At 35.0% G+C, this 19,772-nt stretch carries 21 protein-coding genes; 13 read left to right on the plus strand and 8 right to left on the minus strand.

What is annotated here, in order from left to right:
• Positions 1-25: 25 nt before the first annotated feature.
• The 3 genes from M1D73_RS05170 to M1D73_RS05180 form a co-directional block, all read right to left on the minus strand.
• Positions 26-883, minus strand: a complete 858-nt coding sequence (locus M1D73_RS05170) for a CheR family methyltransferase (RefSeq protein ID WP_000429044.1) — start codon at positions 881-883, stop codon at positions 26-28.
• A gap of 16 nt (positions 884-899) precedes the next feature.
• Positions 900-3,590: an ATP-binding protein gene (locus M1D73_RS05175; protein WP_001084968.1), complete on the minus strand. Its 2,691-nt coding sequence runs from the start codon at positions 3,588-3,590 to the stop codon at positions 900-902.
• A 204-nt stretch (positions 3,591-3,794) separates the two neighbouring features.
• Entirely contained in the window at positions 3,795-4,046 is a 252-nt protein-coding gene (locus M1D73_RS05180) for a hypothetical protein (RefSeq protein ID WP_000991356.1), read from the minus strand.
• A gap of 236 nt (positions 4,047-4,282) precedes the next feature.
• Here M1D73_RS05180 and M1D73_RS05185 point away from each other — a divergent pair, with 236 nt between their 5' ends.
• The 5 genes from M1D73_RS05185 (at position 4,283) to M1D73_RS05205 (ending at position 6,267) form a co-directional block, all read left to right on the plus strand.
• Positions 4,283-4,423: a hypothetical protein gene (locus tag M1D73_RS05185; protein WP_183128505.1), complete on the plus strand. Its 141-nt coding sequence runs from the start codon at positions 4,283-4,285 to the stop codon at positions 4,421-4,423.
• Positions 4,424-4,459: 36 nt separating this feature from the next.
• On the plus strand, positions 4,460-4,990 hold the full coding sequence (locus M1D73_RS05190; RefSeq protein WP_001100102.1) for a general stress protein: 531 nt from the start codon (positions 4,460-4,462) through the stop codon (positions 4,988-4,990).
• 139 nt (positions 4,991-5,129) lie between these two features.
• The gene (locus M1D73_RS05195) at positions 5,130-5,333 is read left to right on the plus strand and encodes a DUF4028 family protein (protein WP_002023439.1); all 204 of its coding nucleotides are present in this window, start codon (positions 5,130-5,132) and stop codon (positions 5,331-5,333) included.
• Between the two features lie 136 nt (positions 5,334-5,469).
• Positions 5,470-5,781: a YbjQ family protein gene (locus tag M1D73_RS05200; RefSeq protein ID WP_000637511.1), complete on the plus strand. Its 312-nt coding sequence runs from the start codon at positions 5,470-5,472 to the stop codon at positions 5,779-5,781.
• 339 nt (positions 5,782-6,120) lie between these two features.
• Positions 6,121-6,267: a hypothetical protein gene (locus M1D73_RS05205; protein WP_000498628.1), complete on the plus strand. Its 147-nt coding sequence runs from the start codon at positions 6,121-6,123 to the stop codon at positions 6,265-6,267.
• 96 nt (positions 6,268-6,363) lie between these two features.
• On the opposite strand, the gene M1D73_RS05210 is transcribed toward M1D73_RS05205, so the two are convergent.
• Complete coding sequence (locus M1D73_RS05210; RefSeq protein ID WP_000266569.1) at positions 6,364-6,669, minus strand: hypothetical protein; 306 nt, start codon at positions 6,667-6,669, stop codon at positions 6,364-6,366.
• Positions 6,670-6,760: 91 nt separating this feature from the next.
• Positions 6,761-7,753, minus strand: coding sequence for a zinc-dependent alcohol dehydrogenase family protein (locus M1D73_RS05215; protein WP_001214234.1), 993 nt, complete (start codon positions 7,751-7,753; stop codon positions 6,761-6,763).
• Positions 7,754-7,928: 175 nt separating this feature from the next.
• On the opposite strand from M1D73_RS05215, the gene bsh reads away from it, so the two are divergent.
• The gene (gene bsh, locus M1D73_RS05220) at positions 7,929-8,915 is read left to right on the plus strand and encodes a choloylglycine hydrolase (RefSeq protein ID WP_000337598.1); all 987 of its coding nucleotides are present in this window, start codon (positions 7,929-7,931) and stop codon (positions 8,913-8,915) included.
• Positions 8,916-9,036: 121 nt separating this feature from the next.
• Here the strand turns inward: bsh and M1D73_RS05225 are convergent, their stop codons facing one another.
• Positions 9,037-9,177, minus strand: a complete 141-nt coding sequence (locus tag M1D73_RS05225) for a YflJ family protein (RefSeq protein ID WP_000273537.1) — start codon at positions 9,175-9,177, stop codon at positions 9,037-9,039.
• 154 nt (positions 9,178-9,331) lie between these two features.
• Here M1D73_RS05225 and M1D73_RS05230 point away from each other — a divergent pair, with 154 nt between their 5' ends.
• Entirely contained in the window at positions 9,332-9,694 is a 363-nt protein-coding gene (locus M1D73_RS05230; RefSeq protein ID WP_000582785.1) for a hypothetical protein, read from the plus strand.
• Positions 9,695-9,721: 27 nt separating this feature from the next.
• On the opposite strand, the gene M1D73_RS05235 is transcribed toward M1D73_RS05230, so the two are convergent.
• Positions 9,722-9,907 (minus strand): YhzD family protein, encoded by a 186-nt coding sequence (locus tag M1D73_RS05235; protein ID WP_000539552.1) that lies wholly within the window; start codon positions 9,905-9,907, stop codon positions 9,722-9,724.
• Positions 9,908-10,115: 208 nt separating this feature from the next.
• On the opposite strand from M1D73_RS05235, the gene M1D73_RS05240 reads away from it, so the two are divergent.
• From M1D73_RS05240 to M1D73_RS05255, 4 genes are all read left to right on the plus strand, one after another.
• On the plus strand, positions 10,116-11,357 hold the full coding sequence (locus tag M1D73_RS05240; RefSeq protein WP_121868499.1) for a metallophosphoesterase family protein: 1,242 nt from the start codon (positions 10,116-10,118) through the stop codon (positions 11,355-11,357).
• Positions 11,354-14,278 (plus strand): ATP-binding protein, encoded by a 2,925-nt coding sequence (locus M1D73_RS05245; RefSeq protein WP_001217621.1) that lies wholly within the window; start codon positions 11,354-11,356, stop codon positions 14,276-14,278. Before M1D73_RS05240 ends, M1D73_RS05245 begins: the two co-directional genes overlap by 4 nt.
• Positions 14,279-14,319: 41 nt before the next feature.
• A complete protein-coding gene (gene yhaM / locus M1D73_RS05250; protein WP_000726638.1) occupies positions 14,320-15,264 on the plus strand; it encodes a 3'-5' exoribonuclease YhaM in 945 nt (314 codons plus the stop codon).
• 301 nt (positions 15,265-15,565) lie between these two features.
• Complete coding sequence (locus M1D73_RS05255) at positions 15,566-15,898, plus strand: DUF1904 family protein (protein WP_001120262.1); 333 nt, start codon at positions 15,566-15,568, stop codon at positions 15,896-15,898.
• Between the two features lie 308 nt (positions 15,899-16,206).
• On the opposite strand, the gene M1D73_RS05260 is transcribed toward M1D73_RS05255, so the two are convergent.
• Entirely contained in the window at positions 16,207-16,833 is a 627-nt protein-coding gene (locus M1D73_RS05260; RefSeq protein ID WP_000433008.1) for a LysE family translocator, read from the minus strand.
• Between the two features lie 871 nt (positions 16,834-17,704).
• Between M1D73_RS05260 and M1D73_RS05265 the strand changes: the two genes are divergently transcribed.
• Both M1D73_RS05265 and M1D73_RS05270 read left to right on the plus strand, forming a co-directional pair.
• Entirely contained in the window at positions 17,705-18,649 is a 945-nt protein-coding gene (locus M1D73_RS05265) for a ring-cleaving dioxygenase (RefSeq protein WP_000272977.1), read from the plus strand.
• A gap of 55 nt (positions 18,650-18,704) precedes the next feature.
• Entirely contained in the window at positions 18,705-19,682 is a 978-nt protein-coding gene (locus tag M1D73_RS05270) for a ring-cleaving dioxygenase (RefSeq protein ID WP_001072569.1), read from the plus strand.
• The last annotated feature ends 90 nt before the right edge of the window (positions 19,683-19,772 follow it).

A 19,772-nucleotide genomic window follows, 5' to 3' on the forward strand; every position in this document is an offset into this window, starting at 1 on the left:
CCAAACAGAGGATTTCATACGCTTTTTATTGTATTTTTTGATAAATTTGTTCACTAGGATTAAATTGGGTATAATGCGGCATTATATTTGAAAAACGAAGAGTTTCTTTATTTCCTAAACATAGAAATCCATTGTGACCTAAGCTTTCATAAAATAGTTGCTGCACTTGATTTTGAAGTTTGCTTGTAAAGTAAATTAAAACGTTACGACAAAGTATAATATGAAACTCGTTAAAAGATTGATCGGTTACTAAATTATGCTGTGCAAAAATAATGTTTTGTAAAAGTGATGGATTAAAATAAGCAAAACGATTATCTGTTGAATAATAGTTAGAAAACGCTTGTGTACCGCCAGCTTGTAAATAGTTTTTCGTATAAGTTTGCATTTTATTTAACGGGAGGATACCTTGTTTTGCTTTTTCTAACACATTTGTATTCATATCTGTTGCGTAAATAACCGACTTTTCACTTAATCCTTCTTCGTGAAGTAAGATGGACATTGATAATACTTCTTCACCAGTTGCGCATCCAGCATGCCAAATTCTAATTTCAGGTTGCTTTTTCAATTCAGGAATAACATGCTCTCTTAGCGCTTTAAAAAAGGCAGGGTTACGGAACATCTCAGTTACATTAATCGAGAAATCATTTAATAACTGTTCTAAAACCCCTTCCTCGTGAATTACTTTTTCAATTAATTTTGAAATGGTTGGGATATTAGAGAGCTGCATTCGATTACAAATCCTTCTATAAATAGATGTGCGAGCATATTGGCGAAAATCAAATCCTGATAGTTTAAATACCGCTTCCAATAGTAATTCAATTTCTAAGTTTGTGCGCTCATCCGTATCTACTGATGGATCAAAATTATAATACTTATTTTCCACTCCAACTAAACCTCACTTATTTTATTAACCATACACTCATTACCGAATAGAGTTGATGTAGATTTAATGGTTTACTTATATAATCTGAAGCGCCAGCAGATAAACATTTTTCCTTATCATTTGGCATTGCTTTAGCAGTTAATGCGATAATAGGTATTTCATGTAACCCTAAGTTCATTCGGATATTTTCCATCGTTTCATAACCGTCCATATTCGGCATCATAATATCCATTAAAATAAGGTCAATATTTGTATTGCTTTTTAGTATTTCTAAACACTCTATGCCGTTTTGGGCAGTAATAATGTTGGCATTTTGTTTTTTTAATGCATTTTGTAACGCAAATATATTTCGATGATCATCATCGACAATTAAAATGGTTTTCTCTTGGAAGACGTTATTTGTTTCGGTAGTAACGATAGTTTCTTCAACAACTTTAGCAGGAATAACATCTTCTATCGTTGCTGCGACTTCTAAATTGGATAACTGTATATCATGTAATCCATTTGGAAGGTTAGGAATATATACGGTGAAAGTACTACCTTCTCCTACATTACTCTCTAACGTAATCCAACCACCTAATAATCTCGCAAACTCTTTACAAATAGATAAACCTAATCCTGTACCACCATACTTTCGAATCGTTGCTCCATCTGCCTGTTGAAAGGCTTCGAAAATAAGTTGATGCTGTTCTTTAGCGATACCAATACCAGTATCTTTTACTGAAATTGTAATCCAATCTTTACTGATAGACTGCATATCATGACTTAAATTGGTTGTTTCTATCGAATCAAAATGTAAAGAAACGGATCCTTTTTCTGTGAATTTAAATGCATTGGATAATAAGTTTTTAATAATTTGCTCAATCCGTTTTGCATCTGTATAAAACAGATCAGGAATCGTATCACTGTCCTCAATAGTAAATTCGACATTTTTTTGTGCAGCTATATGTAAAAAGTTTTGATGCATATTGGCTGCCATGTCACTTATGTTCGTTGCCTCAAAAATGATGTCTAGTTTGCCTGCTTCTACTTTAGATAAATCTAGTATGTCATTAATTAAAGTAAGTAAGTCTTTCCCTGATGAATGAATGACAGTTGCTAATTCAATCTCATCGTCGGATAAATTGTTATCATGATTTTCTCTTAACATTTCAGATAATAGTAAAATACTATTTAATGGTGTGCGTAATTCATGTGACATATTTGCTAGGAACTCAGATTTGTATTTTGAGCTGCGTAACAACTCGCTTGCTTTTTCTTCTAATTCTGATTTGGTAATTTGTAAGTCAGCTGTCTTCTGCTCAGCCTCTTCAGTTCTAGACTCTAATTGTTCATTCGTTGTTCGTAATTCTTCTGCTTGCATTTGTAGTTCTTCCGCTTGCGTTTGCAATTCTTCTGATTGAACTTGCAACTCTTCTGTCATTGCTTGTGATTCATGTAAAAGAGTTTGAATTCGCATACGTCCCATAATGCTATGAATTGTTAAACCTAGATTATCAACGGTTTGTTGAATTAAATCTTGATGTAAATCTGAAATCTCAGTTACACTTACTAACTCCATTACTGCGATCACTTCATCCTCAAATAAGATAGGGATGACTAGTAGATTTTTAGGACGTATTTCTAATACTCCACTAGTGACATAACGAAACTCTTCGGGTATGTCACTGAGAATAAAACTTTTCTTTTCTAAAGCAGACTGTCCAATGAAACCTTCACCCATTTTAATGGATTGTTTTCCAATATCAGCACCTTGATCGGCGAAAGAAGCTTTTTTCACATAGTAGACAGTTTCTTCATATTCTTCACGTACATAAAATGCACCGCAAGAAGTTTGCGTTTTTTGTATGATGCCACTAAGAATTTTTTTACCTAACATCTCAATAGAAGATACACCTTGATACATTAAAATTAATTCTGCAAGCTCAGTTTGTAACCACTCTCTTTTTGATATTTCGTCTAGTAGGTGATTTGTTGTATGAGCAAGATCTTTTATTTCATCATGTGTATTTACATGAATTCTTTCCGTAATTTTTTCTTTAGAAGAAATGGATTTAATAGCTTGAATTACATTTTTAATCGTTTTTGTAATGGCATTCGAAATATAGAGTGAAACGATAATAGAAATACAAGAAAGTAAGAACAATAAACTGTATAACCAAATCTCTAATTTATTATTTTCAGTATCTAATTGTGCAGCTCTTTTTTTCGTTAGTTGCTCCTCAGTGTTACGGAAGTTAGTTAGCTGTGATTGTAATGACTGAATTTGAGTCGTGTCGATTGTTTGTACATTATTACTATTATTATTTGCAATGAGTGGGTGAATCTCTTTATTAATCCAACTAGTAATGTTTTCGTTAATCTGTTTTAATTTTTCTTGCTGAGAGGGATTATCCTCTAATAAAGCAAAAAGATCTTGATAATGTTTTTCGTAATCCTTTTCCGCAGAATTAAGGGATTGCACGTAAGTAGGGTTATTAGAAATGATAAACCCTTTCGCTTTATTTTCAATTGTTAGTAACTCTTTCTCCACTTGATTCGTTAAATTGAGAACTTTAAAATCGTGATCAATAATAAAATTACGAGATTTTTGTAAGCTGGAAATCTCATTGTTTAACATAATGAAAGAAACAAGTAAGAACAAAATGATAACTAAATAACCAGCCATAATTTTGTAGCGAATACTAAATTTTGCTTTCGAGTTCATTAAAAATTCCTACCTTCAAGGTTATTAAAACTTTTCTATTTTAAAGAATGAAAAACGTAATATATATTATATCAGTTTTCATAAGGTCAAACTAGAAATCCCCCTATTGTATTAGGGGGTTCTTTTTTAATAGAGGAAATCATTTTGAAATATAAAAACATATATGAAAGGTAGTAGACGAGGGAATAGAGGATAACAAACATTCTAAGAAGGGAAGAGTGTTTTTAAAGCTCTTTTTGCATCTATTCCTTCAAAAATAAATAATACAAGATCTCTCTTTTTTACAGTAAGGAAAAAGGATACTAGAGTGCTTAAGTTTTTAATAGAAGTAAGTGTTCCGTGTTTACTTATAAATACATTCGTTTGAAATGTTGTCATTAAAGCATAAAAATGATGAATCTGCGTTATTGTAGGTGTTTCATTATAAGAAATAGTAGTAGAGTGAATGGCGTTCATCGTAATATTCCTTTCCATATAGTAAGCATAACAATATAAACATACCCGTTTAAAAAAATGTTAAACATATAAATAAGAAAAAATATAATTATATTTTTTTACGTTTAGAAAAGGTTAGGAAGGGTATACATATACTACAAAGAGATTAACTGAAGATGAATTGTAAGATGTCTATGTTTAGTAGATTAGTCTATCAAAATATAATTTTACTTTAAATAAAAAGGAGCCTGGTATACATGAATGAAATGATGATTAATATTACATTTGATTTAATTTACTTGTTAAGTAGTTCACTTGTAGTGCTTATACTATTCGCTTTTTTCGTAAATGGTTATGTTAATAAGAAGATTAGTGTATACAAAAATGAAGAAAAATAAAGATACATTATATAAAACTTTAGGAGGTTAATAGTTATGAATGTAGATAGAAAAATAGTAGGTGTTTTTAGAACAATTGATGATGCGGCACTCGTTATTAATGAATTAAATGAAAAAGGATACTCAGCAGATAACATTTCAGCTATTGCGAAAGATCAAAAGGAAATTGAACATCTGGAAGAAAAATCGGGTGAAAAAGTGAATAGCGAAACTGCACATAAAGCAGATATCTTTTCAGCAACAGGGCTTGTAGCTGGAGGAGTAGCAGGCGGACTCGGTGGTTTATTAACAGGTCTTGGTATACTTGCCGTTTCTGGAATGGGTCCAATCGTAGCAGCGGGACCGATCGCAGCAGCTATTGGAGGAGCTGGTATTGGCGGAGGAGCTGGAAGTTTAATAGGAGCATTTATAGGATTAGGAATTCCAGAAGAACATGCTAAAAAGTATGAAGAATATATTTACGATGGAAATATATTAATTTTAGTAGATGCAAAATTAGATAATAAGTTAGAAATCTATAAAATCTTTGATAAGCATCATGCTTATAACTCTGATTTCTTTAAATAAAATGTAAACAAAGTAAATATCGTTTTTTGATCTTACAAATTTGGCGCGGCCGAGGAGTCGTATGACTATAAGAGAGGAAGGGCTTATAGTAAAAGATCAAGTTCTATCATGCTATTTAAAAGGGAAGAGGTGTCTTTTCGTGATTGTAAAAATATTAAAGGATAGCAGTAATAGTTTCCTTTGTACAGTTCAAAATAAAAATGGAGACCAGTATGTGAAGAAATGGTTTCGTAAACATGAAAACAATGAAAAATTAGGACGACCAACTTTTAAAGAAGTAGAAAAGGACTGGAAAGAAAATAAAGAGTCGTTTATGTATCCTAATGTTAAAGCGCTTTATTAAACATAATAGGCATTTTATTCTTACAAAACTGTCACATTCCTGTAAGGTAATTCAATAGATTAGTTGTGTGTTCCATGTCATAATAAAGACATAAGAAAGCTTATTAAAACTACAATTTATTAGGAGAGTGTCAGTCATGATTGTAACAACAACGTCTGGAATTCAAGGTAAAGAAATTATTGAGTATATCGATATTGTAAATGGTGAAGCTATTATGGGTGCAAATATTGTCCGCGATTTATTCGCTTCTGTTCGTGATGTTGTCGGTGGTCGTGCTGGTTCTTATGAAAGTAAGCTAAAAGAAGCTCGTGATATCGCAATGGACGAAATGAAAGAACTTGCAAAACAAAAAGGTGCGAACGCTATCGTTGGTGTTGACGTAGATTACGAAGTAGTTCGTGATGGAATGTTAATGGTTGCTGTAAGTGGTACAGCTGTACGTATATAAGTAAATAAAAAACAGGCTCACCCCTTGAAGTTTATGCTTTGAGGGGGTTTTTTATTTTTCTTTTGTTCATGACTAAAGTTAAAATAGAGAAGGGCCGACGTACTAGCTCGCTTATTTCAAATGTAGTATATTATTTCTTAAGAAAAAGCAAGTAAATGGAAGTTTTTGTATTTAAAGAAGGTGTTAATTTTATGACAAATAATAAAATTGCTATTTGAGGTACGAAGAGAATGAGTGGTATGAATAATTTTAGAAAGTGTATAGTTAATAGAAATAAACGATGGAGTATGTAAAGAGTTATATTACATAAAATTTATTATGAATGGAGGCGGTTACACTATGTTTTGGTTAGGATGTTTTTTAGGATACATTGTAGGTTCTATTATTACATGTGCGCTACTTTACTTTGGATATAGATCCAATGAAAATAAAAAAGCGGATATGCAAAAAGGGGAGGAGAGAAAAATCAATAAAAGAGGTGTATAGTAGGCGAAAGGTAAGGTGATAACATTGATGCAAAAATAAAGGACAGTTACATATTTCATATGATTACTATGTACTGTCCCGCTTATTCCTTTTGGATTAGGAAAAATTGTTCCCTGTCTTGCTATAAATTTCATAAGCAAAAAATCCAAATAAATAGCCTATTCCAGATCCTAAACTAACTGAAAGTAGTAATGAATCAGGAGAAAATATGCCAACAATAATACCGATCAAACACCCTAAAAGCATTCCTATTGGTATTAAACTATCTAATAAAACTTGAGCGTTTTTTGATTTTTTCTTACCTAAGTTACCGTTGTTATATTTATGTTTAAGGCTACCAATCACATATACTACAATTCCCCCGACTATTAAAACAGGCGCAATTGCCGTGAGTAACCACATGTTAGAACCTCCTTTCGCTTTTTTAATTAAATTACATAAGCTACTTAAAATTCTATGCTACTAAATGGATTGATAGTTGAATGTACTCAATTTAATAATTCGTTAAAAAAACTTTCCCTTTCGTTTTCTCCGCAGATTGCACAACATCAACCGCCGTTTTCACATCCGCTAAGTCATATGTAGAATGTACTTTCATAAAACGTAATTGCTTATTTTCTACTAAGTGAATTAAATGACGAAACGTCTCTTGCCATTTATATGGTGACACTTCTTTATTCCAATGTCGTAAATGAAATATGTTCGCGTGCACTTTTGCTTTCGTGACAATCTCTGCCCAGTTTACTTGTATGCCTGATAGAAGACCGATCGTTAAAAAGTGCCCGTTTGGACGTAAGGAGAAAGCTAATTCATTTCCATCCGGTCCCCCAATAGAATCAATCGCAGCGTCTGCACCTCTGCCGTTTGTTAATGTCATAACTGTTTCATAAAGCGGGGCAGTCGAAGTATCAATTACATGATGAGCGCCAAGCTGAAGTAATTCCTCTGTATGTTTACTATTTCTTGTCACGGCAATGAGTTGGAAATTTAAAATTTGCGATAACTGCGCAAAAAGATGACCAATTGCGGATCCACAAGCATTCACTAATAAAACGTCATTACGCTGTAAGTTTAACGTTTCTGTACATGTAACCCACGCTGTAAGGGGATTAATATACATTTGTGCCGCGGTAAAATCATCAATAGAATCGGGAATAGGGACTACAAAATCAGCCGATGTTTTCACATATTCTTGCCAAGTACCTTCCCCGCGTAACGGTAACACACGTTTACCGATAAGCTCTCTAGAAACAAAAGCTCCTACATCTTCTACAATACCAACACCTTCATAACCAGGTATGTTAGGTAACGGAATTCTATGAGCGTACGCTCCGGTTATTGGAATTAAGTCAGATGGATTAATCGGTCTAACTAGCATACGGACGAAGACTTCATTATCTTTCAGTGGTTCTATATTTTTATATTCAACTTGTAATACGTCTTTTGGATTGCCAAACTTATGAAATTGAATGTGTTTTCCACGCAAGATAGATGTTCCCCCTTAGTTTGATTGAGTTTATTATAGCATTTTTGGTTTGGTTGGTTATTTTGTTAATGATAAATAGGGTTTGTACAATGGTAAGTAAAATAGATTTTAATTTACGTATTTATCAGAATTTTATAAAATGTGTATATAACTATGAAATGGGGGAGATTTCTTCATGTGTACTAGTTTGACGTTACAAACTAAAAATTTCCAACATCTTTTTGCGAGAACAATGGATTTCACATTAGATATGAATCAGGAAGTAATAATCATTCCTCGGCGTTATCAGTGGAACAATATAACTGGTGAAACAATCCGAACGAAAAAGGCTGTTGTCGGAATGGGAATTAATTTTGGAGGAAGGGTCATGATGGCAGATGGAGTAAATGAAGCTGGTATGACATGTGCAACTCTCTATTTCCCAGGATTCGCTACTTATAGTAGTCATGTAGATAGCAATAAAACGAATGTAGCACCATTTGATTTTGTGACTTGGAGCCTCACGCAGTTCAATTCTGTTGAAGAATTAAGAAAATCTATTGATAGCATTGCCTTTATAGATGTGCCATTACCAATTTTAGGGGTTACTCCACCGCTACATTGGATTTTAGCAGATAAATCGGGAGAATGTATTGTACTTGAGCCGACAGCTGATGGAATAAAAGTGTATGACAATCCAATAGGAGTGATGACTAATAGTCCGGAGTTTAGTTGGCATTTACAAAATTTAAGACAATATATTGGTCTTAAATCGCAGCCATTTGCGCCAACGGAGTGGGGCGATGTACCATTAAGTGCTTTTGGCCAAGGTTCAGGATCGATGGGACTTCCTGGAGATTTCACACCGCCATCAAGATTTGTACGGGCAGCGTATGGCAAACAAAACATTCAAGGTATAGAGAACGAAGAAGAGGGTATATCGGCTATTTTTCATATTTTATCGAATTGTGAGGTTCCTAAGGGGGCAGTAATAACAGAAGACGGTATATTAGATAATACGATCTATACAAGTGCAATGTGTATGGAGTCTGGAACATATTATTACCATACTTACGATTGTAGACAAATTATAGCCATTCATTTATTCAATGAAGATTTAGATACAGCTGAGATTAAAACGTATCCGTTTCAGCGGAAACAAAAAATATTTTATGAAAACTGAAGCGCCCCTGAAAAAGTGAGACTAATAAAAACACCTCCATTTAATTTGCATACTTAGTATGCGAATTTAGGAGGTGTTTTTTATCATTTACCAATATTCAGGTTTACTTCTTGCTATTCTATTAAGCCGAAGCTCTCTTCATTCTCTCAAGTAAACTAGACAACACATGCGTACGATAAGATTCTAGTTTTTTACCTTCATAAGTACGGATACCTAATTTTTTAAGTTCTTTTACATACCAACCTTTGCTTCCGAAATACATGTGATCGCTCCCCTTCAACTTTGTTTTTATTTATCCTGATTGCATATGGAGGTACAGGAATTATAATGAAGGAAATGAATTTCGCGCGAAAATGGTTAACTTTGTTGCAAAAGACATATATACTAAAGATAGTATACAACGAGGTGGACAAGACGTGATTATAGAGAAGCACGAAATTCAAATTGACCAAATTACTAGCGGTAAAGTGAATATCTTTACTTTCTATAGAAATAGAAAGCAAATTGATGATCATTTTTTACGATTGCAAGAACCATCGCTTACAGCAAACTACTTCTTCCATTTTCATTTTGATGCAGAGAGCTTGCATCTACTGCAGAAAGAGTTTCCGAGCGTATATCCGTACGACGGTAGTGAAACGATTCACGACTGGACGGAAAAGATGAAAGCTGAATTGCAACATCAGATCCAAACAGGAAAATGGAATAAACGCGTACGTATCGGTAATCGCATTCTAGATGTGGTGTTTACGTGGTGTGACGAAGATATAGTAGAGTGAAAAAGAAGCGGATGACGCTTCTTTTTTTTAGCGCTGGAATAAAACGAGCTTACCTGCAGTAGATGTACAGCGATGTGTTTTTTCATACAATCCTTTTTCTTGTAAGATAGATTCACCTTTTGCTTTTGCTTCTTTTTCAGTTGCCGCCTCGAATGATTCGTCTAATGCTTTTGAACCATCTTTTTCAAAGACTGTTAGAACGTATACTCCCATGAAAATTCCCTCCAATAATTAAAATCAGAATCTTATAATTATTTTGACATAAAACGCTACAATATGCAAAGAAATATATGACATTGCGTGGTAAAATAGAATGCAACTTTACTCATCGAGAATATTTTTATTCTCGATGAGTATTAGTTTTCAGCGATGTTAATTTTAATAAAATGAAACTTTTGAAAGATAGAAAGGATCGTTATTTGTGAAACAAGTAAAGTTTATACATGCGGCTGATTTGCATTTGGATAGTCCGTTTAAAGGGATGGAGATGAATGTACCGCAGTCTGTTTGGGAGAGAATGAAGCAAAGTACGTTTGAATCATTTGAGCGTATTGTTGATAAAGCGATTCAAGAGCGCGTTGATTTCGTATTACTAGCTGGGGATTTGTATGATGCGGAGACGAGAAGTTTGAGGGCGCAAGTGTTTGTGCGTGAGCAAATGAAGAGACTTTCGCAGTACGATATCCCTGTTTTTATTATTCACGGTAACCATGATCATTTAGGGGGAAGCTGGGCAGCAATTGAGTTTCCGGAAAATGTTCATGTATTTACTGAGCCTTATGTAGAAGAGAAATCATTTTATAAAAATGGTGAGCTATTAGCTTCTATTTATGGTTTTAGTTATTTGCAGCAAGCGGTAACAGATAATATGACAGCGCAGTATACGAAAATGAGTGATGCGCCTTTTCATATTGGCATGCTTCACGGAAGTGTGGAAGGAGATGCAGAGCATAATCGCTATGCACCGTTTCAAATTCGTGAGTTGAAAGAAAAACAGTTTGATTATTGGGCTCTTGGCCATATACATAAACGTGAAATTTTATCAGAAGAACCATGCATTATTTATCCAGGGAACATACAAGGTCGTCATCGTAAGGAAACAGGCGAGAAGGGTGCGTACCTTATTGAACTTACGAAACAAGGAACGCAGTGTTCATTTTTCCATACGGCAGATGTTGTATGGGATGAAATCGAAGTTTGTATTGATAGACTTGAAACTGTTGATGAACTTATGACGAGCCTATCTACTGCGATGAATGAATGCCGAAGAGAAGAGGAAGGTACGCTATTAACTGTCGTATTCACAGGACAAGGCTCACTTTCCCCTTATTTGCGTGACGAAAAGCGCGTGGAAGAGATTTTTCACATTTTAGCATCTAGCGAAGAGCGAAAAGATTTTGTATATGCGATGAAGTGGAAAAATGAGACGGTTTCTTTTGCGGAAATCGAACGTTTGAAAGCGGAAAATCATTTCATAGGTAGTGTGCTAAAGGAGTTAGAAGCTTTCAGCAATATGGACGGAGTATTGCGCACTATTTGGACATCTCCTGTAGCGCGTAATAGTATTGAATCTTTTACAGAAGAAGAGAAGAAAGAGATTCAAAAGGAAGCAGAAAATATTATTTTAGAGCAATTATTCCAGCAAGAGAGGGATAAAAAATGAGAATTGAAAAACTCCATATTTATGGGTACGGAAAATTAGAAAATGTGGAAATGGATCTTTCCTTGCTGACGGTGTTATACGGTGAAAATGAAGCGGGGAAATCGACAATTCGCTCATTTATGAAAAGTATTTTGTTCGGTTTTCCGACGAGAGGACAGCGCCGTTATGAGCCGAAAGAAGGCGGGAAGTATGGCGGCGCGATGACTGTGCAAACAGAGCAGTACGGTCGTTTGAAAATTGAGCGATTGCCAAAGACGGCAGCTGGCGAGGTGACCGTTTATTTTGAAGACGGGAAAACGGGCGGAGAAGAAATTTTAAACGATATATTAAGCGGGATGAATGAAAGTTTATTTGAATCTGTCTTTTCATTTGATATGCATGGTCTTCAAAATATTCATCAGCTAGGCGAAGCGGATATTGGCAATTATTTATTTTCGGCAAGTGCAGTCGGAAGTGATGCGCTATTGCAGTTAGATAAAAAGCTAGAAAAAGAAATGGATCAGCGCTTTAAGCCGAGCGGGCGTAAACCAGAAATTAACGTGTCACTGCAAGAGATGAAGAAACTTGAAGAGAAGATGAAAGAGTGGCAAGGAAAAATTGGCACGTATGAAAAACAAGTAGAGCAGTTAAAAGAAAGTGAAGAGAAGCTTGCTTCTGTTCGCGTGGAGAAAGAGAGTGCAGAAAAGCGAAAGCAAGATTATGAAATATTAGCAGCGCTTGAGCCACTCGTTATTGAAAAACGTGCGCATGAGAAAGTGTTAGAGAACGAGAGCGGGCAGTTTCCTGTAAACGGAATGGCGCGTTATGAAGCAATGAAGGCGAAGATGGAGCCGCTTCAATTACAAGTTGATTCGCTCCACAAGAAAATTGAGACAGTGCAATCGGAAATTGCCTCGATTCAAATAGATGAAGAGTTTTTACAAAAAGAAAGTTATGTAGAAGAACTTCGTATGCAGCATATGTCTTACGAAAATGCACGCCAAGAAATGCGTGATATGAGCGGGAATATTACGAATATAAAAGAAGAAATCGCAGAACTAGAACAACAAATTGGTACTACTTTTGAAAAGGAAACAGTTCTTTCATTTGATATGAGTTTGGCAACGAAAGAGTTAATTACGCAAACAGTGCAAAAGGCGCGCGTATTAGAAACGCAAAAAGCACAGCTCGATGATCGTTTTAAAGTAGCGCAAGAGCAATTAGAAGAACAAGAAGAAAATATAAGACAGATTAAGAAACAAATGTTAGTGGATGAAGAGAGAAATGTGTTAGTTGAGAAAGAGAAAGCGTTCCAAGATGCGGCGTTTATCGGTATGGGCGCAGAGAGAATGAAGCGCAAGTATGAGGAAAAAGCAGGAGTAGCTAAGCAAAAGAAAAAGCAGTGGCAAAGAGTTTGTCTTCTGTTACTTCTTATTAACACAGTCGTTTTATTCACGAGCTTATTTATAGACAATCGCCCGCTCTTATTTATTAGTGTCATTGTTTTTGTAGGGATTGTTCTTGCCCTCATTTTATATAAAGATCCGTCAAGTGGATTACAAGAAGAGCTCCTTACACTTCAGCAAAGTGCCGGCGGGAGACAAAGTGAAGAAGCGATGTCTGTTCGCTATCAGTTAGAAAAAGATGAAGAGATACGTAAATTATTTGAGCGCGAGTCTTATAAGTTACAGCAGTTGGAACGAGCGTATGATAAAGTCGTTTCATCGTATGAGGAATGGGAGAGAGAAACGTTCCAGGCGGGAGAACAAGTCGATGCATATAAAGCGCGCTATATGTTTCCTGAATTTTATACGTATGCACACATATTGCCGGCGTTTGAGCGTATTGAAAAAATGCAGCAATTATATCGTGAATTAGAGAAACAAGGCACGCGAAAATCTTCATTATATGAAATGATTTCGCAATTTGAACATAAACTAGAAACTGTTATCGGTAGTGCGGAGTATAGTAAGCTACACGAGGCACAAAGCCGTATGCAAAATGAGAAAGAGAAGCGCCAAACTTGTAAGCAGTTAAAAGAAAAACTGGCGGAATGGCAAGAAGAATATGAGTTTATGCAAGAACAATTAAAGAAATTACTAATAGAACGAGATGGTTTATGGCATATTGCAGCGTCTACAGATGAAGAGATGTTTTTAGAAGCGGGTAAACTAGCGGAAAACCGTGAAGATGCAGAGAAACAAGTGGGGCGTTTATTACCGCAAATTGATCTGTTAGAACAACGTTTAACGAGTTTATCATTAGCTGAACATTACGAAGCTGACGGTTATGACGGAAAATTAAAGCAAGAACTGACAGTCGTGCAAAACTGTCTGGTGCAAGAGAAAGAACTGACAGAGCGTATTGCGAAACATCGTATGGAAATTGCGAATTTAGAAGAAGGTAGTACGTACGGCGATTTAATGCATGAATGGGAAATGAAAAAAGCGCAAGTGCGTGAACAAGTGAAGAAGTGGGCTGCTTATGCGGCCGCAAAAACGGTGTTAACGAAAACGAAGCAATATTATCATGAAGTACATCTTCCTCGTATTTTACAAAAGTCAGAAGAGTATTTCGTCTATTTAACAGGCGGACGATATAGTAAAATCTTTTCACCGTCAGAGTCAGAGCCGTTTATTGTAGAGCGTAACGATGGTATGCGTTTTTACAGTCATGAACTAAGCCAAGCGACAGCGGAGCAGTTATATTTATCGCTGAGATTTGCACTAGCAAAAACATTTGAGCATGATTACCCATTTATTATTGATGATAGTTTCGTGCACTTTGATGCGGTAAGGACGAATCGAACGATTGAACTTATAAAGGAAATTGCAAAGGATAGACAAGTCATATTCTTTACATGTCATGCGCATTTACTCGCCTATTTTACAGAAAAACAGATTATAAAATTAACACATATGCGTAAAGAAAATGAGTTGTAGTGTGCTATACTAAAAGTAACTGATTTGGTGGAGGAATTCGAATGAAAAAGAAAATTGCAGAGTATGAAGTTGGTGAACAAGTCGATATTTTCTTGTTAATTAAAACAGCGACAAAAGGTATCGCAAGCAATGGAAAGCCATTTTTAACAGTAATCTTACAAGATCCAAGTGGAGATATTGAAGCGAAGTTATGGGACGTATCACCAGAAGTTGAGAAACAATATGTAGCGGAAACAATCGTGAAAGTAGCTGGAGATATTTTAAACTACAAAGGACGTATTCAATTACGTGTGAAACAAATCCGTGTTGCGAATGAAAATGAAGTAACAGACATCTCAGACTTCGTAGAAAAAGCACCAGTGAAAAAAGAAGATATGGTTGAGAAAATTACGCAATACATATTTGAAATGAGAAACCCGAACATTCAACGTCTAACAAGACATTTATTAAATAAGCATCAAAACGAATTTTTAGACTATCCAGCAGCGACAAAGAACCATCACGAGTTCGTATCTGGACTAGCTTATCACGTCGTATCAATGCTTGATTTAGCGAAAGCTATCTCAAATCTATACCCATCGTTAGATAAAGACTTACTATATGCAGGCGTTATTTTACATGACCTTGGTAAAGTAATCGAACTATCTGGCCCAATTTCTACAACGTATACGTTAGAAGGAAATTTACTAGGCCACATTTCGATTATGGTGAACGAAATTGGTAAAGCGGCAGACGAATTGCAAATCGATGCAGAAGAAGTATTAATTCTTCAACACATCGTCCTTTCTCACCACGGAAAAGCAGAATGGGGTAGTCCAAAACCACCATTAGTAAAAGAAGCAGAAATTCTGCATTACATCGATAACTTAGATGCAAAAATGAACATGATGGACCGCGCATTAGGACGCACAAAACCAGGCGAATATACAGAGCGTGTCTTTGCGCTTGATAATCGTTCGTTCTATAAGCCGTCGTTCCATAATTAAAAGTGTGAATAAAGTGGCCTTATTAAGTTTTAAAAGCTTAGTGAGGCTGTTTTCTTTATTAAAAATTAAATGAAATAGTTAAGAAGTACGCATGGGGTTAACGAAGAACGATTAAAACATATCTCACCACTAGAATGGGAGCATATCAACTTTAATATGGCAGATACTTAGAATCGCTTCAGCCTGTATAACAGGCCTAAAAATAAGAGTTGAAACTTGTTTAGCATCTATTTTTGTTAAAAGGTGGGAGAATTGTGCTATGATGTGGGCAAATATAAAACTATCTAAAGGAGGGATTTACATGCCGCATATTGTATTTCGTGGAATTACTACTGAACAATTAAAACACATAAGCAAGCCATTAGTAGAAGAGCTCGCAGAGATTTGTGAGTGTGGTACGGATAATTTTACGTTGGAACTACCAAGTTCTACGTATGTATTCAATGGACAAGAAATAGAAGCGTTTCCTCTTATTGAAGTGAAATGGTTCGAGCGTGGACAGGAAATTCGTAATCGATTTGCCAAGGCCATTACTACATATGTAATGGATTTTGGACTTCCAGAAGTAGAGGTTGTATTTACGGTTTTCACAGAATCAGCGTATTATATTAACGGGAAGCATTGTGCAAGTTAGAGCTATTATAAATGTTTTTGTAACATTTATAAGGGATAGAACCACATCGCTATCAAGCTAACTAGACAAAATACCCTCTAAAAAGAGCAAGGCGTTATTCTTTCTGAGAAATCATAGGAAAGGATAACGCCTTTATATCAATTTTAATATAATCGATTCATTTCTTTATAAAAAGTTTGGTTATTTTATTGAAGCTTATTCCACAAACACACCCGTTTGTTCACTTTTTTACTGTTTGAAAGCCATACTTTTTATATTGATTCATTTATTGGAAAAACCGAAAGTTTTAAACGCTCTCTATTACATATTTATTTTTGGAAAAATAGCCTAACTCCAAATACTAATAATACTGTGCCAGTAATACCCTCTATTGTACGGTTCACCTTTTCTTTTCTTAAAAAAGTTCTTAATTGACGTATTAGAGAGATATAAAGTAAATACCATATTGCTGTCAAAGTCGTAAATGTGAATCCCAACAAAAGAAATTGGAAGAAATGACTTTGATTACTCACAATAAATTGGGGTAGAAAACTAAGGAAAAATACAGCCGTTTTTGGGTTTAAGATTGCCGTGGTAAATCCTTGTCTAAAACTTTTAACCGTTCCAATATCCTTAAAGTTTATTTCCACTGAACTTGACATATCTTCTTTTTTAGAAAAGGCACTTTTAATTGACTTTACAGCTAAATAAATTAAATAAAATGCCCCAGCATATTTTATTAATGTAAATAGCATAGCAAATTTCATTAAGATAGCAGAGAGTCCTAGTGTAGCCATTATTGTATGAATCATCATTCCAGATACCGTTCCTAAGACGGTCTTTATCCCACCATTTCTACCATGAGAGATAGTGTTTTTTGTAACTAAAGCAAAACCGGGACCAGGCATCATTATAATAAGGAGTGCTGTAAGGATAAATAGCATATAGTTTTCCATGTTATGGTATTTCCTTTCTGATTTTTAGTTTCGCTTATAGTATAGCTTTTTTCCTTAAAACATTAAATATAAAAAGTGTGATCAGGATAGTATCATAAACTTTCAAGGAGTTGTAATTGAATTATAGAGGGCTTCACTTGAATAATGTTCTTCTGTAAATGAGCGTTTTTTAATTACTTTTTCTCGGAACACTCTTAATTTTCTTTCGTTTATCGAGGGTATTAGTATCAACTTGACCAAACATTATCCAAAAACTACATTTAACATTTACGAAAGCATATTCGAATAATCATTCATTAAATTTCTTATCAATCAACAAAAATTAATTATCATAAGGAAGAGGTACGTGAACTTCTATTTAAGAAATTACTTATTCTTGAAAAAAACGAATTAACTCCCCATAAATAATTGTAAAGATATAAAATTCTATAATTCCCTCGGAACAAAAAAGTTGTCTTTTATAGCAACGAAGTTCATTTTTATCGTTTTGGGGTAGTGTATTCTTGGTAGCTTGATGGGCATGGAGAGCTTTGAGTCTTTAGCTTGATAGTGATGTGACGCTATCCAGAAATTAATGATTTTACACCCTAAATGTTATTTAACAAAAAAATATCTCGAATTTGAGATAAATCACTTGCTTTTTAATCACTTGAGGTGTAAAGTGATAGTAACGAAAGCGATTGAGTCATATGAAAAACATACACTCAGTTGTTTTCGATTAAAAACAAAGTAACTTATACAGTAAAAACTAAGATGAATTTACAAAAACATAATTAAGAATAAATTGAAAAGCTAAAAACCATATTAGTTGTGGGAAATGTTATTTTTTTAGTTGTCACTTGACTAGTAAAACGAAACGGAGGAATAACCAATGTATGAAATTAAAGGGCATCATCACATTTCAATGGTTACGAAAAATGCAAATGAAAATAATCACTTTTATAAAAACGTGCTTGGCTTACGTCGTGTGAAAATGACAGTAAACCAAGATGATCCGTCAATGTACCACTTATTTTATGGAGATAAAACAGGAAGTCCAGGTACGGAATTATCATTTTTTGAAATTCCATTAGTAGGAAGAACATATCGCGGTACGAATGCGATTACTCGAATTGGATTACTTGTTCCTTCAGAGGATAGCTTGCATTACTGGAAAGAACGCTTTGAAAAATTTGATGTGAAACATAGTGAAATGACAACATATGCAAATCGTCCTGCTTTGCAATTTGAGGATGCTGAAGGTCTTCGCTTAGTACTACTCGTTTCAAACGGGGAAAAAGTGGAGCACTGGGAAACTTGGGAGAAATCAGAAGTTCCTGCAAAGCATCAAATTCAAGGAATGGGTTCTGTAGAACTGACAGTGCGTAGACTTGATAAAATGGCGAGTACACTTACAGAGATGTTCGGTTATACAGAGGTTAGCCGAAATGATCAAGAAGCAATTTTCCAGTCCATTAAAGGAGAGGCTTTTGGAGAAATCGTTGTGAAATATTTAGATGGTCCTACTGAAAAGCCGGGCCGAGGCAGCATTCACCATTTAGCAATTCGCGTGAAAAACGATGCAGAGCTTGCTTATTGGGAAGAACAGGTGAAACAAAGAGGCTTCCATTCTTCAGGAATCATCGACCGTTTCTATTTTAAAAGCTTATATTTCCGCGAATCAAACGGAATCCTATTTGAAATTGCAACAGATGGCCCAGGGTTTACAGTTGATGGAGATGTGGAACATTTAGGAGAAAAACTTGATTTACCACCGTTCTTAGAAGATCAGCGTGCAGAAATTGAAGCGAATTTAGCACCGATTGAAGAGAAGTAATAGAAGAAAATATACAACTTTAACATATAAATGAAACCCATTGGAGGAATATAAAATGAACCAATTAAAAGGAATTCACCACGTTACAGCGATTACAAGTAGTGCAGAAAAAAACTATGAGTTTTTCACTCACGTTTTAGGAATGCGTTTAGTTAAAAAAACAGTAAACCAAGATGACATTCAAACATATCATTTATTCTTTGCAGATGATAAAGGTAGTGCCGGAACAGATATGACATTTTTTGATTTCCCGGGTGTTCCGAAAGGAGTACACGGTACAAATGAAATTTCAAAAACTTCATTCCGTGTTCCAACTGATGCAGCGTTAGCATATTGGGTAAAACGTTTTGACCGTCTTGAAGTAGAACATACAGGAATTAAAGAGCAATTTGGTAAGAAAACTCTTTCTTTCGTTGACTTTGATGATCAACACTATCAATTAATCTCAGATGAACTTGATAAAGGAATCGAATCAGGTACACCATGGCAAAACGGGCCGGTACCATTAGAATACGCAATTACTGGTTTAGGACCTGTATTCATTCGTATCGCAAACTTTAGCTTCTTTAAAGAAGTGTTAGAAAAAGTTTTATTATTTAAAGAGATTGCGCAAGAAGGAGAATTCTATTTATTTGAAGTGAACAAAGGCGGAAACGGTGCCTCTGTCATCGTAGAACATAATACAGTTCTTCCTGAAGCACAACAAGGTTTTGGTACAGTGCACCATGCTGCATTCCGCGTAGAAGATCGCGCTGTATTAGAAGAATGGATTGAGAGAATCAGTAGCGTAGGACTTCCTTCATCTGGCTATGTAAACCGTCACTTCTTCGAATCATTATACGCAAGAGTTGCACCACAAATCTTATTTGAATTTGCAACAGACGGCCCAGGATTTATGGGAGATGAGTCATACGAAACACTTGGCGAAAAATTATCTTTACCTCCATTCCTAGAGCCAAAACGTGAAGAAATTGAAAAATTAGTTCGTCCAATTGATACAGTGAGAAGTACGAAGGAATTTATTAAAGAGTAAAAATAGAGATAGTAAGTAGGAGAGCAAGTAGTTTTAGCGGAGTGCTGGAACTGCTTGCTTTTTTATTTGGGTAATTATCAAAGTGGATAA

Source organism: Bacillus sp. PK3-067, assembly GCF_056738645.1.

Excerpts from the sequence above, each read along its gene's own strand:
- M1D73_RS05175 (WP_001084968.1), bottom strand. The coding sequence starts at position 3,590 with ATGAACTCGAAAGCAAAATTTAGTATTCGCTACAAAATTATGGCTGGT.
- M1D73_RS05270 (WP_001072569.1), top strand. The coding sequence starts at position 18,705 with ATGAACCAATTAAAAGGAATTCACCACGTTACAGCGATTACAAGTAGT.
- M1D73_RS05180 (WP_000991356.1), bottom strand. The coding sequence starts at position 4,046 with ATGAACGCCATTCACTCTACTACTATTTCTTATAATGAAACACCTACA.
- M1D73_RS05210 (WP_000266569.1), bottom strand. The coding sequence starts at position 6,669 with ATGTGGTTACTCACGGCAATTGCGCCTGTTTTAATAGTCGGGGGAATT.
- M1D73_RS05190 (WP_001100102.1), top strand. The coding sequence starts at position 4,460 with ATGAATGTAGATAGAAAAATAGTAGGTGTTTTTAGAACAATTGATGAT.
- M1D73_RS05255 (WP_001120262.1), top strand. The coding sequence starts at position 15,566 with ATGCCGCATATTGTATTTCGTGGAATTACTACTGAACAATTAAAACAC.
- M1D73_RS05185 (WP_183128505.1), top strand. The coding sequence starts at position 4,283 with ATGAATGAAATGATGATTAATATTACATTTGATTTAATTTACTTGTTA.
- M1D73_RS05225 (WP_000273537.1), bottom strand. The coding sequence starts at position 9,177 with ATGTATTTCGGAAGCAAAGGTTGGTATGTAAAAGAACTTAAAAAATTA.
- M1D73_RS05265 (WP_000272977.1), top strand. The coding sequence starts at position 17,705 with ATGTATGAAATTAAAGGGCATCATCACATTTCAATGGTTACGAAAAAT.
- M1D73_RS05200 (WP_000637511.1), top strand. The coding sequence starts at position 5,470 with ATGATTGTAACAACAACGTCTGGAATTCAAGGTAAAGAAATTATTGAG.
- M1D73_RS05245 (WP_001217621.1), top strand. The coding sequence starts at position 11,354 with ATGAGAATTGAAAAACTCCATATTTATGGGTACGGAAAATTAGAAAAT.
- M1D73_RS05205 (WP_000498628.1), top strand. The coding sequence starts at position 6,121 with ATGTTTTGGTTAGGATGTTTTTTAGGATACATTGTAGGTTCTATTATT.
- M1D73_RS05235 (WP_000539552.1), bottom strand. The coding sequence starts at position 9,907 with ATGGGAGTATACGTTCTAACAGTCTTTGAAAAAGATGGTTCAAAAGCA.
- yhaM (WP_000726638.1), top strand. The coding sequence starts at position 14,320 with ATGAAAAAGAAAATTGCAGAGTATGAAGTTGGTGAACAAGTCGATATT.
- bsh (WP_000337598.1), top strand. The coding sequence starts at position 7,929 with ATGTGTACTAGTTTGACGTTACAAACTAAAAATTTCCAACATCTTTTT.
- M1D73_RS05260 (WP_000433008.1), bottom strand. The coding sequence starts at position 16,833 with ATGGAAAACTATATGCTATTTATCCTTACAGCACTCCTTATTATAATG.